This window comes from Streptomyces sp. I05A-00742, from assembly GCF_013055795.1.
GTDB lineage: Bacteria > Actinomycetota > Actinomycetes > Streptomycetales > Streptomycetaceae > Streptomyces.
This window is the reverse complement of sequence record NZ_JABETO010000001.1, coordinates 257,203-270,547: the sequence shown is the minus strand read 5'-3', so window position 1 is coordinate 270,547 and position 13,345 is coordinate 257,203. Positions and strand designations below refer to the sequence as shown.

At 71.5% G+C, this 13,345-nt stretch carries 14 protein-coding genes; 8 read left to right on the top strand and 6 right to left on the bottom strand.

The genetic code is table 11. The annotated features are described in order from the left end of the window. Positions 1-337: 337 nt before the first annotated feature. A complete protein-coding gene (locus tag HN013_RS01310; RefSeq protein ID WP_171161948.1) occupies positions 338-874 on the top strand; it encodes a GNAT family N-acetyltransferase in 537 nt (178 codons plus the stop codon). 51 nt (positions 875-925) lie between these two features. Here HN013_RS01310 and HN013_RS01305 read toward each other — a convergent pair whose 3' ends face one another. Continuing rightward, positions 926-2,998 (bottom strand): MFS transporter, encoded by a 2,073-nt coding sequence (locus HN013_RS01305; protein ID WP_171161946.1) that lies wholly within the window; start codon positions 2,996-2,998, stop codon positions 926-928. 309 nt (positions 2,999-3,307) lie between these two features. After that, entirely contained in the window at positions 3,308-4,567 is a 1,260-nt protein-coding gene (locus HN013_RS01300) for an alpha/beta hydrolase (RefSeq protein WP_249374633.1), read from the bottom strand. A gap of 288 nt (positions 4,568-4,855) precedes the next feature. Between HN013_RS01300 and HN013_RS01295 the strand changes: the two genes are divergently transcribed. From HN013_RS01295 to HN013_RS01275, 5 genes are all read left to right on the top strand, one after another. Further along, positions 4,856-5,677 carry a lipase family protein gene (locus HN013_RS01295; protein WP_171161944.1) on the top strand — a complete coding sequence of 274 codons (822 nt, stop codon included), beginning with the start codon at positions 4,856-4,858 and terminating at the stop codon, positions 5,675-5,677. Positions 5,678-5,789: 112 nt separating this feature from the next. After that, a complete protein-coding gene (locus tag HN013_RS01290; protein ID WP_171161942.1) occupies positions 5,790-6,338 on the top strand; it encodes a hypothetical protein in 549 nt (182 codons plus the stop codon). A gap of 67 nt (positions 6,339-6,405) precedes the next feature. Further along, positions 6,406-7,110 (top strand): HAD-IA family hydrolase, encoded by a 705-nt coding sequence (locus HN013_RS01285; protein ID WP_171161940.1) that lies wholly within the window; start codon positions 6,406-6,408, stop codon positions 7,108-7,110. Positions 7,111-7,176: 66 nt separating this feature from the next. After that, positions 7,177-8,316 carry a Fic family protein gene (locus HN013_RS01280; RefSeq protein ID WP_171161938.1) on the top strand — a complete coding sequence of 380 codons (1,140 nt, stop codon included), beginning with the start codon at positions 7,177-7,179 and terminating at the stop codon, positions 8,314-8,316. A gap of 461 nt (positions 8,317-8,777) precedes the next feature. Further along, positions 8,778-9,506 (top strand): YwqG family protein, encoded by a 729-nt coding sequence (locus HN013_RS01275; RefSeq protein WP_312018454.1) that lies wholly within the window; start codon positions 8,778-8,780, stop codon positions 9,504-9,506. Between the two features lie 50 nt (positions 9,507-9,556). Here HN013_RS01275 and HN013_RS01270 read toward each other — a convergent pair whose 3' ends face one another. The 3 genes from HN013_RS01270 to HN013_RS01260 all read right to left on the bottom strand — a co-directional run bounded on the left by HN013_RS01270 (position 9,557) and on the right by HN013_RS01260 (position 11,773). Beyond that, on the bottom strand, positions 9,557-10,123 hold the full coding sequence (locus HN013_RS01270; protein ID WP_171161935.1) for a hypothetical protein: 567 nt from the start codon (positions 10,121-10,123) through the stop codon (positions 9,557-9,559). Between the two features lie 92 nt (positions 10,124-10,215). Further along, positions 10,216-11,454: a helix-turn-helix transcriptional regulator gene (locus tag HN013_RS01265; RefSeq protein ID WP_312018453.1), complete on the bottom strand. Its 1,239-nt coding sequence runs from the start codon at positions 11,452-11,454 to the stop codon at positions 10,216-10,218. A 7-nt stretch (positions 11,455-11,461) separates the two neighbouring features. Beyond that, positions 11,462-11,773, bottom strand: a complete 312-nt coding sequence (locus HN013_RS01260; protein WP_171161931.1) for a putative quinol monooxygenase — start codon at positions 11,771-11,773, stop codon at positions 11,462-11,464. 274 nt (positions 11,774-12,047) lie between these two features. Between HN013_RS01260 and HN013_RS01255 the strand changes: the two genes are divergently transcribed. Together HN013_RS01255 and HN013_RS01250 are read left to right on the top strand one after the other, a co-directional pair. Further along, positions 12,048-12,224, top strand: a complete 177-nt coding sequence (locus HN013_RS01255) for a hypothetical protein (protein WP_171161929.1) — start codon at positions 12,048-12,050, stop codon at positions 12,222-12,224. Between the two features lie 26 nt (positions 12,225-12,250). After that, positions 12,251-12,574: a DUF6255 family natural product biosynthesis protein gene (locus HN013_RS01250; RefSeq protein WP_171161927.1), complete on the top strand. Its 324-nt coding sequence runs from the start codon at positions 12,251-12,253 to the stop codon at positions 12,572-12,574. 42 nt (positions 12,575-12,616) lie between these two features. Here the strand turns inward: HN013_RS01250 and HN013_RS01245 are convergent, their stop codons facing one another. Continuing rightward, positions 12,617-13,198, bottom strand: a complete 582-nt coding sequence (locus HN013_RS01245; RefSeq protein WP_171161925.1) for a TMEM165/GDT1 family protein — start codon at positions 13,196-13,198, stop codon at positions 12,617-12,619. Positions 13,199-13,345: the final 147 nt, after the last annotated feature.

The following is a 13,345-nucleotide window of genomic DNA, read 5'->3' as shown; positions in this document are numbered from 1 at the left end:
CGAACGTGGCTGGAAATGGTCGCTAAGGGGAGGAGAGTTACGGTCATTTACTGCATTTCCGGCAAAACGGGGCAGGGTAAAAGCCAGAGGAACCCCTGCGACAGACCAGGGGAACCCCTGCGACAGAGCGGAAGCCGTGACCGCATCCGGTCACGGCTCGACGTCCGGTGATCTGGCGGCAACGGGACCATCGGGCCGGAAAGGCGCGTCCCGCCCTCGCCCGAACGGGTGCACGCGCACTCGCCGCATGCTCTCTCTCACGCTCCCACGGCAGGACGAGCCGACGCCGCGAAAACCTCATGCGCCCCCGCCCGCCCCAGTGCCACCCTGCGGCCTCATGACAACCACGCCCCTGGCCACGCCCTGTACCCCGCCCCTCGCCATCACCCCCCACCCCGTCACCGCCCCCGAATCCGCCGCGCTGCTCCGCGCGTACCTCACCGACGTGGCCGACCGCTGGTACCTCCTGCACCACGGCCGCACCACGACCCCCGAGGAGATCGACGGGCTCCTCGCCACCGAGCAGTCCAGCGGCCACCTCGTCCCGCCGGACGCGGTGTTCCTGCTCGCCCGCCGCGAGGACGAACCGGCGGGCTGCGCGGGGCTGCGGCGGCTGGACGCCCGGACGGCCGAGGTGACGCGGATGTACGTACGTCCCGCCCACCGGGGCGCGGGGACGGCGCCTGCGCTGCTGGAGGCGCTGGAGGAGACCGCCCGTGGGTGGGGCGTGGCGCGGGTGGTGCTGGAGACGCGCCGGGACCTGACGGAGGCGCGGGCGCTGTACGCGCGGCACGGTTACGCCGATATCGAACCGTACGTTCACGGCCCCTACTCCGAGGTGTGGCTGGGCAAGAGCCTCGGTCGAGGGCACTGAGGGCATTGAGGGCGTTGAGGGCGTTGAGGGCTTCGGAACACTGCGCGCCGGTCAGGGATGCCGGTGGTCCGGCCGGCCGCCGTTGTGCGGCTGCTCGGCGTCCGAGCCGCAGAGCTCGCCGCACAGCTCGTGGACGAGCGCGTCGAGGTCGGTGGGCCGGTCCGGGGTCCACCAGTCGCCGAGCAGCTTCGCGAGCGACTCCTCCCGCGCGCGGAACAGCAGTCCGGCCTGGCGCAGCCCCTCGTCGGTGGGGAAGATCTGGAGCCCCTCGCGCCGGACCAGGTGGCGCTCCTCCAGCTGGCGGACCGCGTCGGTGAGGACGCGCAGCGGGATGTCGACGCGTTCGGCGAGCACGTGGGGTTCGGCGTACCCGTGGCGCTGGGTGCGGAGCAGCAGCCAGCTCGCGGCCGGGTGCAGGTCGAGTCCGGCCTGCTCGGTGATGTGTTCGTAGACGTGCTTCCGGCCCTCGCGGCTGCCGAGCAGGGACAGGGCGCGGGCCACCTCGTCGCGCGACGAGCGCTCGACGGGGTTGCTGGAGACGACCTCGCTCTGGTCGGGGGCGGTGACGCCGGCGCGCAGCGGCTCCTCGCGCAGGAACCAGGCGAGGGCGAAGGCGGCGAGCCCGGCGGGCACGGCGTAGAGGAAGACGTCGGTGATGGAGTCGGAGTACGCGGCGAGGACGCCGCCCCTGGCCGAGGCCGGGATCCGGTCGACCGCGCGCGGGTCGGCGGTGAGCGTGCCGGCGTTCAGGCCGGGCGGCAGGGTGACGCCGGTGAGTGCGTCGGAGACGCGCGGGGCGAGCTTGTTGCTGAAGATCGTGCCGAAGACGGAGACGCCGAACGAGGCGCCGATGGAACGGAAGAAGGTGGCTCCGGAGGTGGCGACGCCCAGGTTCTCGTAGGCCACGGAGTTCTGCACGATGAGCACCAGCACCTGCATCACCAGGCCGAGCCCGAAGCCGAAGACGAAGAAGCAGACGCTCATCACGGTGGTGCTGGTGGCGGGCTCGAACTGGTGCAGGAGCAGCAGGCCGAGGCACATCACGGCGGTGCCGGAGATCGGGAAGACCTTGTAGCGGCCGGTGCGGCTGACGATCTGTCCGGAGGCGGTGGAGGAGATCAGCATGCCCGCGACCATGGGCAGCATATAGACGCCGGAGAGGGTCGGCGAGACGCCGTGGACGACCTGGAGGAACGTCGGCAGGTAGGTCATCGAGCCGAACATGGCGAAGCCGACGACGAAGCCGATCACCGAGCAGAGCGTGAAGGTGCGGTTCCTGAACAGCCCCAGGGGCAGGACGGGTTCGGCGGCCCGCCGCTCGACGAGGACGAACGGCACCAGCAGCACCACGCCGAGCACCCCGAGCCCGATGATCTGCCAGGACGACCAGGGGTAGCTGACCCCGCCGAGCGAGGTCATCAGCACCAGGCAGGTGGCCACGCCGGCGATGAGGAAGGTGCCGAGGTAGTCGATGCGGTGCGGGGTCCGGCGGACGGGTATGTGCAGGACGGCCGCGATGACGGCGAGCGCCACGATGCCCACGGGCAGGTTGATGTAGAAGACCCAGCGCCAGCTGAGGTGGTCGACGAACAGTCCGCCGAGCAGCGGTCCCAGCACGCTCGTACCGCCGAAGACCGCCCCGAACAGCCCCTGGTACCGGCCCCGGTCGCGGGGCGGGACGATGTCGCCGACGATCGCCATCGACAGCACCATGAGCCCGCCGCCGCCCAGCCCCTGGACCGCCCGGAAGGCGATCAGCTCCGGCATGTTCTGCGCGATGCCGCACAGCACCGAACCGACCAGGAAGATCACGATGGCGGTCTGGAAGAGCTTCTTGCGGCCGTACTGGTCGCCGAGCTTGCCCCACAGCGGGGTGGCCGCGGTGGAGGCGAGCAGATAGGCGGTGACCACCCAGGACAGGTGCTCCAGGCCGCCGAGGTCGCTGACGATGGTGGGCAGGGCGGTGGACACGATCGTCTGGTCGAGCGCCGCGAGCAGCATGCCGAGCAGCAGCGCCCCGATCGCGAGCCGGACGGTGCGGGCGGGGTGCTCCTCGCCGGGGGCGGGCGCCGCGGCCACCGCGGCGCCCGGGGTGTCCGGGGTATCCGGGGTGTCCTGGGCCATGGCAGCGCCTCCTCGGGGACGGGGGTCCTGGGATGCGGACCGGTTCCGGCGCGTCGCCTTCCCATCGTCGTCCGAATGCCCGCCCGTGGCCCGCCGGGCCGGGCCCTCTCAGACGCCTCACCGGCCCCCCACGCCCCCGCTGACCTGGGGCGTTGGCGCGAATGGCGGGACTTTTTGTATCTTTGGGAAACAAAGTGGTTCCGCCCGCACTCCCTGACCGGCGGGCGGAACCACTTGTTCTCCGTGCTGCTTCTTCGTGCTGCTCCTTACGGGCCGGAGCGCCGCCTTACGGGCCGGAGCGCCGCCCGCCTACTTCTTCAGGAACGCGACCTCCGGGAACTGCGCCGACGGGCCGTCGAGCAGCTTGCCCGGGACGTTGCGCAGGTGCTTGTCGAAGAAGGTGACGAGGTACGCCCGGGTGAACGCGTTCGAGCGCTTGCTCGGAACCGTGCCGAACGCACCGGCCGCCTCCTCCGGCGGCATTCCCTCCGGCAGTCCCACCTGGTCCGCGAGCCAGGGCATGTCCGTGAAGGTCATATGGCCGCCCTTGCCCACGTCCAGCCAGCGCTTCCAGCCGGTCATCCGCTTCCAGGCCGGGCTCCAGGTGTCGTACGGCCCGTTCAGGTCACCGGCCCGGGCGCCCCCCAGCAGCAGGACCGGCTTCTTGATGCCGCCGGCGGGCGGCTTGGTGAAGAAGTCACCGTCCATGTCGGCCGCGGCGGCCACCCGGGCGTCCTGGCCCAGCACCTCGATCGCGCTCGCGCCGCCGGTGGAGTGCCCGGCGACACCGATCCGCGTGCGGTCGATCCGCAGGCCCGGGACCGGTGAGGAGCCGGTGACGCGGTCGAGGACGAAGCGGAGGTCCTTGGCCCGGTTGCGGACGACCGCCCCGTTGTCCTGCTTCCCCGGCTCGCAGATGGCGCACTGCTCGATCCGCCCGCCCGGGAACTCCACGGCGGCCTCGTAGGTGTGGTCGACACCGGCCACCACATAGCCCCGGCTCGCCAGTTCCTCGGCGACCGAGGTGAGCGACGTCCTGCTCTGCCCGAAGGCCGGCGACAGCACGACGAGCGGCCGGGCCTTGCCCGGCGCGGGCACGGCGTCGACGACGGCGTGGGTCCGCACGGTGCTCAGCTTGGTGTTGCCGTACAGCGCCTTGGAGAGCGCCGCCGAGACGTACGGCGCGGTGGTGCCGCGGCCCGGCTTCGCCGGGTACCACACCGAGACCATCAGCTCGCGCTTGCCGGCCGACGGCTTCCAGGGGTCGGTCCGGGACGTGTCCACCAGGCGCAGCGTCTTCTCGCCGATCGGCTGTCCGACGGTGGCGGCGGGCACCTCGGGCGGGGTGGACTTCGGGGTCCTGGCCGCCGCCGCGGCAGCCGCGGCGGCCTTGGCGACCTTCGCGGCGTTGGCGGCGGCCGCGTCCTTCATGGCCTTCGGAGCGGCGGGTCTGTCCGGATGCTCCGCCGCGGCGGCGGGTATCTGAGGGGCGGCGAGCGCGGCCAGCAGGGTGGCCGCCGCGACCGTACCCAGCCTGCCGCCGCTCAAGCGTGCGAAATTCTTCGACATGTTCGACACGGTAGGAACCCCTCCAGGGGTGGACATCCGCCGTACGAAGGAGAGCGGGCCCCCTGGGGGACGTACCGGGTGACGCGGCGTCAGCCCAGCGAAGTATGTAAGGACCACCGGTCGGCGGGGGTGTCACGTACTCCCGTTCCCCCCATGGGGTGAGCGACGGGCAGGTCTCCGGCGCACCGGAGGCCGGGGCGGATACGAGTGGCAGCGCGCGCACCGCCAAGGGAGCGCGCCCGCACCGCCGTTCGCGGTGCCGGTCCCGTCGCCCCGGAAGGAACTCCGTTGCCCGTACCGTCCAGCCTCGACCACCGCGTCACCGAGTACAGCCTCCCGCACGCCTACTGGCTCGCCCAGGCGTCCGACCTGGCCTACAAGGACGAGTCCACCATCGAGGACCAGGCCCGGAAGTGGGGGTTCGACCGGGTACGCCACCACCTCTCCCGGTTCACCCCGCCGTTCCCGCTCCAGGACACCCAGGCGTTCACCGCCGCCGGCGACCACATGATCATCACCGCCTTCCGCGGCACGGAACCGGCGCAGATCCGCGACTGGCTCTCGGACGCCACCACCCCGCCGTGGCCGGGCCCCGGGAAGACCGGCTACGTCCACTACGGCTTCGGGGAAGCCCTCGAATCCGTCTTCCCGGACGTGAAGAAGACCATCGCCGAGTTCCGCACCTCGGGCCAGACCGTGTGGTTCACCGGCCACAGCCTCGGCGGCGCCCTGGCCATGCTCGCCGGGGCGCGACTGTACCTGGAGGAGCCGCGGCTCCGGGCGGACGGCGTCTGCACCTTCGGCCAGCCGCGCACCTGCGACCGTCTGCTGGCCGCCGCGTACAACAAGGGCTTCAAGCAGCGCATGTACCGCTTCGTCAACAACAACGACATCGTGCCCCAGCTGCCGCCGGAGCCCGCGTACACCCACGTCGACGCCCTGCGGTACATCGACTCCAACGGCAGGATCCGCGAGTCCACCTCGTTCCTCGGCGGCCTGGCCGACCGGGCCAAGGGCCTGACCGCCGACGCGTTCGCCCCGGCCAGTGACGGCGTGCGGGACCACTCGATGCGGCGGTACATCGCGGCCCTGGAGAAGAACCTGGCCTGACGCCCCGCGCCGCGGCTCCTCCCCGGGGCCTGGCCGGACTCCCCCATGCGGCGGGGCGGGACCGTCCCCCGGGAGGAGCCGCGGCCCCGGCCCCGCCGGACAGCATGATCCCGTGAGCACCGAAGCGTTCCCGACCGTCCGCCCCGCCGCGCCCCTCCACCCGGCATCGGCACCGCCCCGCTGGGCGGTCCGCGCCGCGCGTCTCGCCGCCGTCTGCGTCCTGCCGTCCAGCCTGTGGCGGACCGCGCTCGCCCTCGGCGTCCCCCTCGGCTACACCGCCGAGGTGCTGCGCGACCGGTTCCACGCGCCCGGGCAGGGCACGGTCCTCATGCTCGGGCTCTCCCTGCTGGCCGAGACGGTCACGCTCCTCACCGTCGGACTGGTCCGGCCGTGGGGCGAGACCGTCCCCCGCCGACTCCCCGTGATCGGCGGACGCGCCGTCCGCCCGGCGGTCGTGACCGCCGTCGCCGGCACCGGCGCCGCCCTGCTGACCCTGATCTTCACCGTGCTGCCCGCGGTACAGCTGCTCGCGGGGGCGCAGAGCGGCATGGGCCTGCACGGCTTCTGGCTGCTGCTGATGCGGCTCTGCTACGCGCCCCTGATCGCCTGGGGGCCGCTGACGGCGGCGGTCGTGATCTCGTACCACCGACGGCATCGGTGACGACCGGGCGCGAGGTTTTGTATCGTAAAGGAACAAAGCCCGAGCCCTTCCCCCGCAGGAGTGCAGTATGCGCAGCTCAGAGTCAGTGTCCGGGTCGCAGTCCATCGGTCCGGTCAAGGCCGTACTGCTCGACATGGACGGCACCCTCGTCAACTCCGACGCGGTCGTCGAGCGCTGCTGGCGCCGCTGGGCCGAGGAACACGGGCTCGACGCCGACGAGGCCCTGAAGGTCGTCCACGGCCGCCAGGGCTGGGCCTCCATGGCCCTCCTCCTCCCCGACCGGCCCATGGAGCTCAACCACGAGGACAACCGGCGCATGCTCGCCGCCGAGACCGCCGACGTCGACGGCGTCGTCCCCGTCCCCGGCGCCCCCGCCTTCATGCGCGCCCTCGCCGGCCTCCCCCACGCCCTCGTCACCTCCGCGGACCGCCCCCTCGCCGAGGCCCGCATGGGCGCCGCCGGCCTGCCGATGCCCGCCACCCGCGTGACCGCCGAGTCCGTCACCGCCAGCAAGCCCGACCCCGAAGGCTTCCTCAAGGCCGCCGCCGACCTGGGCTTCGCCCCCCACGAATGCGTCGTCTTCGAGGACTCCGCCGCCGGCATCACCGCCGGCCGCGCCGCCGGCATGCCCGTCGTCGGCATCGGCCCCCGCGCGGCGGCCCACGGGCCGGACGCGCACGTCATGGACCTCACCCATGTCCGGGTGGAGGCGACCGCCGACGGCGGCCTGAACCTGCACTTCACGGAGGAGCGAGCCGCGTCACCCGCCTGAGCGGGCTGGCCGGCCTTTTCACCTCGCCGGATCGAGCGCATGATAGTCAGTGGGTATCATTGAGTCATGCTGTATGAGATGCCGCGCCTGGAGCCGGTCGACCGTGAGGTCCTGGAGCAGGTGGACGCGATGCGGGATCAGCTGCGCTTCGCGGTGCAGCAGGTCCCGATGAAGTGGACGCTCGACCTGGGCAAGGCGCTGACGGCGAGTGCGATCGCGGCGTCGAACACGATCGAGGGCTACCGGGTCGACGCCAAGGACGTCGCCGACCTGATGGACGGTGAGCGGGAGGTCGAGGCGAGCGAGGAGAACAAGGCGGAGACCCTCGCCTACCAGCAGGCCATGACCTACATCCAGTCCCTCCACGATGTCACCGACTTCCGGTACAACAAGGAGCTCCTCAACAGCCTGCACTGGATGCTCCAGGGGCACCATCACCCGCTGAAGACGGCCGGCCGGTGGCGCAGGACCTCCATCCGCATCACAGCCCCGGGCGACGAGCTCGCGACCGACTACGAGGGACCGGACCAGGAGCTGGTTCCCGGCCTGATGAGCGAGCTCGTCGACTGGCTCAACGAAGGCGACCTCGACCAGCACGTCCTCGTCCGTGCCGCGATGGCGCACCTGAACCTGGTCAAGATCCACCCCTGGTCGGACGGCAACGGACGCATGTCCCGCTCGCTCCAGACCCTCCTCATCGCCCGCGGCGGCGTTCTCGCCCCCGAGTTCTCCTCCATCGAGGAGTGGCTGGGCATGCCGGGCAACACCTGGGAGTACTACAAGGTCCTCCGGGAAGTCGGCGGCCCCGTCTGGTCCCCCCGGCGCGACACCCTGCCCTGGATCAAGTTCAATCTGCTCGCCTACCACCAGCAGGCCCAGCGGGTACAGCGCCGCGTCGACCGGTCCAACGACTGCTGGGTGCAGCTGACGGACGCGGCCGGCACACACGGGGTCTCGGAACGGCAGGTGACCGCCCTGCACGAGGTGGCGATGACCGGCCGGGTCCGGCGCTCCCGCTACGAGAAGGCCGAGGCACTCAACACCCAGCAGGCGACCCGGGACATGCAGGCACTCACCAAGGCCGGCCTGCTGACGCCGGTCGGACAGACCAAGGGCCGCTACTACGTGGCCGGCCCCGCGTTCCCGCAGGACGTCCTGGACACTGCCCGACGGCCCCACACCATCACCGACCCCTACGCCGCATAGCGAACCGGCGAAGGCGGTGCGACGTGCGTCAGCCCTGTCCGACGCCGGCGTCCCGCGCGGTCCCGGGCCGGTGGCATCCGCCGTTCGCCTCCGGACCGAAACGGCGCTTTGCCTGCGGCACGGCCAAGTCGCCGACAGGGCTGGGCAGATGACGATCCCCCACGCAAGTACTTGGCCGCCGGTAGGTGAGCCTGCCGGCCACTGTGGTGTTCCGATGTCGGCCCTGGGCTTCGCACCGACCGCCGACGGCAGGTAGGGGGGATCGTAAGACAGCAGGAGGGCTGGGGGCACTGGCGGCCGCAGCAAAGCCTGGGCAGGAGTGGATCAGGGTCGCCGAATGGCGATTGGCACTGATGCTCGGTTGCGTGAAGCTGTCACCAGGGTTGTTCCGGCCGAGAAGCGGGCCGGGCTACCAGCCCTGAACCGCCCGGCCTTGCGCATATCGCCGAGCGGTCCCGTCGATGCCCATGCACCGGGGTCGCGTCTGGGAGGCGGCCCCTTGGCCCACCGCGGGAACGCTCTGGCCGGCCTCGGAGGACGGCCCGTTGGACCTGCTCGCCCAGCCCGACCTCGCCGAGGTCGCCCGGGTGTGGCCGGATGGCCCGTTGCCGGATCATGGGCTGCTCTCCTTCTTCTACGACACCGAAGACCAGCCATGGACCCTCGTATCCCCCAACCCCGGCAAATGGCGGGTGCGCTGGGACCACGGCGAGGTATTGCCGCTGCCACCGCCGGAGGATTGGGTCACGTTCACGAGCCGCCGCATCCGGTTCGAGGCAGCAATGACCTTGCCCAGTGCCACCGAGGACGACTGCGTCTTCCAGGACCTCGGTCTGACTGCGGAGCCGGCTGACGTGGATGACGCAGTGGGCGGCGGCCCGGCCTTTCACCAGTTGTTGGGCTGGCCGCATCTGCTGCAGGGCGGAATGACGACGACATGCCAGCGGGAAAGCGGCTTCGTCCGGGACGGCCTGGACCGGTTTGCCCCTGGCAGGATCCTGTCACGGGAGGACTGGGATGAACTCGACGCCGGGACCAGGGCCGCCGACTGGCGTCTGCTCCTGCAACTCGGCTCGGACGCCGAAAGTGGCTGGTGCTGGGGAGGCGGCGGTGGACTCTACTTCTGGATTCGCGCCGAGGACTTGGAAACAGCGCGGTTCGATCGGGTGTGGGCGGTGATGCAATGCTGACAGCAGCACCTGGTGGGCTGTGATCACAATCCGGAGCGCCCGGCTGCGCCTCAAGCAGTGATCTCCAGATACATCGCCCTGGGCTCGCGCGTCGCCGCCGGGAGATCGCACAGGTCGGGATCGGCGCCGGCGTCCTCCCAGAACGTGTACATCTGACCCGACCGGGTCCATGCCAGCAGGTCGACGATCTGCGTGAACACCGATGGAGCGTACGGCGGAACGAGGTCCTCTCCGTCCTCGAATCCCTCCTTGAGGCTGGCCGTGCGCAGCTCCCGCCCCTCCCTCAGCCCCAGCCAGGCGGCTGCCGCGAGGGCCGAAGCGGCCATGATGTGCCGCTCCGAGTCCTGGTCTTCCGAGCAGGTCAGGGCCACGGCGGTCAGACGCTCGTGGACCGCGTCGGCGTCGACCGGCTCCCCGGCGGCTGCTCTGCGGAGTGCCCGCACCACTCCGGAGGACGGGGGGACGGGAACGTCGTCGTACTCCTCCTCGGCCTGCTCGATACGGCCGAGCAGAGGTGTGATCAGGACGTAGAGGCAGGCGACTTGCGCGTCCACCTCAAGCGAACTGGCGAACTCGTCGATGATGCCGCTCAGTTGGGAGTACGTCGCGTCTGTCATGTGAACCTGGATATCAGGCGGCACTGACATCGCCACCGGAACGGGGCCCGGTGGCCGGGCCGGAGATGCCCGAGCCCCAGGACCGGGCTCGTCTACCCCACCGCCTCCGTACGCTGCGCCAGCCCCCGCAGCGCCGGCGGCGCCGAGCGGCCGGCGACGAGCAGCAGGTCGCGGATGGCCGAGCGGGCGGCCTCGTGGGTGCGGACCGTCTCGGGGGCCAGGTGCTCGGCGGTCAGGAAGCAGTCCACGGCGTCGTCGACATGCCTGAGCTGGGCGTGGGCCCGGCCGACGTCGAGGGCGAGGCGGGCACGGCGTTCGGTGGAGAGGCCGGACGGGTCCAGCTGGAGGCCGATGGCGAGGGCTTCTCCCGCGTCGCCCAGTTCGACGGCCACGGACACCGCCTGGATCTCGACATTGGTCGGGCCGAACTCGAGGTCGAAGTCGTTCCGGTTCCGCCCGACGCGCCGCGCCACGTGGCGGGCGTGTTCCGTCTCCCTGCGGGCGCCCGCGCGGTCGCCGCGCCGGGCGTGGATCACGGCGAGTACGAGGTGGAAGGAGCCGAGGAGTGACAGCTCCTCGGCGGAGGAGGCGGTTTCCTCGCTGTTCCGACCGAGCGCGTCCACCGCCGCCTGCGCGACGTGTTCGGCCTGGTCGTAGCGGCCGAGCCGGACGCAGGCGTGCGCGAGCCGGTAGGTTCCGGCGAAGACGTCGAGGACGTGGCCGGACATCTCCGCCGCGGCGATGGAGCGGTCTGCGGCGACCCAGGCGGCGTCGGCCTCGTCCTGCCGGGTGAAGGCGGCCGACAACGCCTGGTAGGTGCGGGCGAGGAGGCCGTAGGCCATGGCCCGTTCACGCTTGCCGGCCGTGCGGGCCACCCGCTCCAGGCTGGGGAGGAGCGAGTTCAGGGCGGAGCCGAGCTCGGCATACCGGTCGCCGTGAGCGAGGGACCACACGTGCTCGACATCCCGCCGGAGGTCGGACAGCGGGGGCTCCTGGCGCGCCGCGTCCGGGGACAGGAGCGCCCCGAGCGCCGGATGGCCGGAGAGCAGGAGCCGGGCCCGGTCCAGGGCATTGGGCTCGACGGGCCGCTCCGGCGGTTCGTCGGCCGGTGGTGGCGCGTCGGGACGGAGCTCCCTTACGGGGACGCCGAGTCCGTCCGCCAGCCGGTTCAGCACGTCGAGCCGGTTGACGGGCTGGACACCGCGCTCGACCTGGGAGAGCCAGCTCGTGGTACGTCCGATGCGTGCGGCCAGTTCCTTCTGCGTCAGCCCGCGCCGGGTACGGATCTCCGCGACGCGCGCTCCGAACTCCCGCCTCCCGTTACCGGTCACCGCGCGTTCACGCCTTTCCGTCGAGGTGTTCCAGAAAAGTGACGTCGACGCGGTCGACATACTCCTCGCGTTCTGCGAGGAAATGCCGGACATGCGGCTGGCGTTCGTGCTCGTCGAACGCGGCCCGGTCCGCGTACAGCTCGTAGAAGACCCGCACCGCAGGTTCGTCCGGCACCCGATGGGTCGCATACACCAGGGTGCGCGGTTCGTGCCGCCGGATGCCTTCGAGCGTGCGGGACGCCAACTCGTCGAAAACAGCGGCCACTTCCTCGCCGCCGCGCAGCGTGAACCGTACGACCAGGCCGAATCCCGCGGTCATGGGCGTTCTCCCCTCGTGTCGCACCAAGAATCGCAGAAACCGGGTGAACTGGCATAGGCGCAGAGCTTCTTGACTCGCAGAAATGCTGCGAGTAGCGTCACAGTCACACTGCCGGCGGCAAGGGAATGCCGCTCCGGCACCGCCCCGGCGCGTCCCGCCGGGCCCTTCACGAGCACGCAAAAGAGCCTCGGCGGATATCCGCTCTCCGGTGCTGGAACCACCGGGCGAGCCCCGCCGAGGCCGACATCTCACCCCTGCCATACCAGGAGTTTCGATGCCGTCCCAGAATATCCGCCCGGAGAGCGAGGGCGCTCGGCCCTTCACCGCACGGTGCACGCGCTGCGGGGCGCTGAAGAGAAACTGGTACGCGGCCGACGGGCGGGGCGACCGCCGCACGGCCGAGGCGCTCGTCGTGGAAATGGGCCTGCATCTGCGAGTGGGCCACTCATGACCGCGGTTCGGACTTCTGTACTGCCGGTGAACGAGCCCCCGCGGCCCGGATTCTGCGCCCATCCGGGGCCCGCCTGGTCCACCGTGGACGGGATGCGGACGTGCGGCGTCTGCGGCACCCGCCGGGCGGCCGACTACGGCGCGCTCGCCCGCGCCCTGGGACCGCCGTCCCTGGAATCGCCGTCCCTGGAGCCGCCCCTGAGGCCCCACCCCTACGGGGCGACCCGCCAGGTGCGGGGCATCGTGCGGGCCACGGTCCGCGGCCGTGGCGACTCCGCCCTCGCGCGCCGGGACGAGTTGAGGCGGAGGGTGGGCGAAGCGAACCGGTGGAGCGCCCGGGGCCGGCTGTGACGTGCGCGGCGCGGGAGGCCGTCGTCCCCTCGGTCCCGCCCCCTACCCCATCGCCGCCTCGTACAGGCTGAACCCCGCCAGGGCCAGCATCACCAGCGCCGCGACCCTGGTGATCAGCTTCAGGGGCACGTACCGCATCAGCGTCCGGCCGCCCACGATGCCCAGACCGGCGACGGCCCAGAGGCCGAGGACCGCGCCGAGGCCGACGGAGACGGGGTCGTCGTAACGGGCGGCGAGGTTGGCGGTCATGATCTGGGTGAGGTCGCCGAACTCGGCGACGAGGATGAGCATGAAGCCGGCGCCGGAGACCTTCCAGAAGGACTGGTCGGCGGGCTTCCGGACCTCCTCCTCGTCGTCGTCCCCCTTGAACAGGAGCATCGCGGCGCCGATCAGGAAGGCCGCGCCGACGATCGCCTGGAGCAGGCGGTGCGGGAGGAGGGTGAGGAGGCTGCCGGCGGCGATCGCGAGGGCGACGTGGACGGTGAAGGCGGCGGCGACGCCCGCGAAGACGTACGAGGCGCGGTAGCGGGTGCCGAGCATGAGGGAGGCCAGGGCGGTCTTGTCCGGCAGCTCGGCCAGGAAGATCACGCCGAAGACCAGGGCGGTGACGGTGAGGCTGATCACAGAATTCCTCTTCGGTGGGGCTGCCGCACCGGAAGGTCCTGCTGGATCAGGGGTCGCTTCGGCACGGCAGCGTCATGGACACTGCGGCCGAAGGTCTCGCTGGCCGGCACCCCTACGGGTCCTACGGGTACGGCCTCCGGGCGCCGG

Excerpts from the sequence above, each read along its gene's own strand:
- HN013_RS01310 (WP_171161948.1), top strand. The coding sequence starts at position 338 with ATGACAACCACGCCCCTGGCCACGCCCTGTACCCCGCCCCTCGCCATC.
- HN013_RS01305 (WP_171161946.1), bottom strand. The coding sequence starts at position 2,998 with ATGGCCCAGGACACCCCGGATACCCCGGACACCCCGGGCGCCGCGGTG.
- HN013_RS01300 (WP_249374633.1), bottom strand. The coding sequence starts at position 4,567 with ATGTCGAAGAATTTCGCACGCTTGAGCGGCGGCAGGCTGGGTACGGTC.
- HN013_RS01285 (WP_171161940.1), top strand. The coding sequence starts at position 6,406 with ATGCGCAGCTCAGAGTCAGTGTCCGGGTCGCAGTCCATCGGTCCGGTC.
- HN013_RS01280 (WP_171161938.1), top strand. The coding sequence starts at position 7,177 with ATGCTGTATGAGATGCCGCGCCTGGAGCCGGTCGACCGTGAGGTCCTG.
- HN013_RS01275 (WP_312018454.1), top strand. The coding sequence starts at position 8,778 with ATGCCCATGCACCGGGGTCGCGTCTGGGAGGCGGCCCCTTGGCCCACC.
- HN013_RS01270 (WP_171161935.1), bottom strand. The coding sequence starts at position 10,123 with ATGACAGACGCGACGTACTCCCAACTGAGCGGCATCATCGACGAGTTC.
- HN013_RS01260 (WP_171161931.1), bottom strand. The coding sequence starts at position 11,773 with ATGACCGCGGGATTCGGCCTGGTCGTACGGTTCACGCTGCGCGGCGGC.
- HN013_RS01255 (WP_171161929.1), top strand. The coding sequence starts at position 12,048 with ATGCCGTCCCAGAATATCCGCCCGGAGAGCGAGGGCGCTCGGCCCTTC.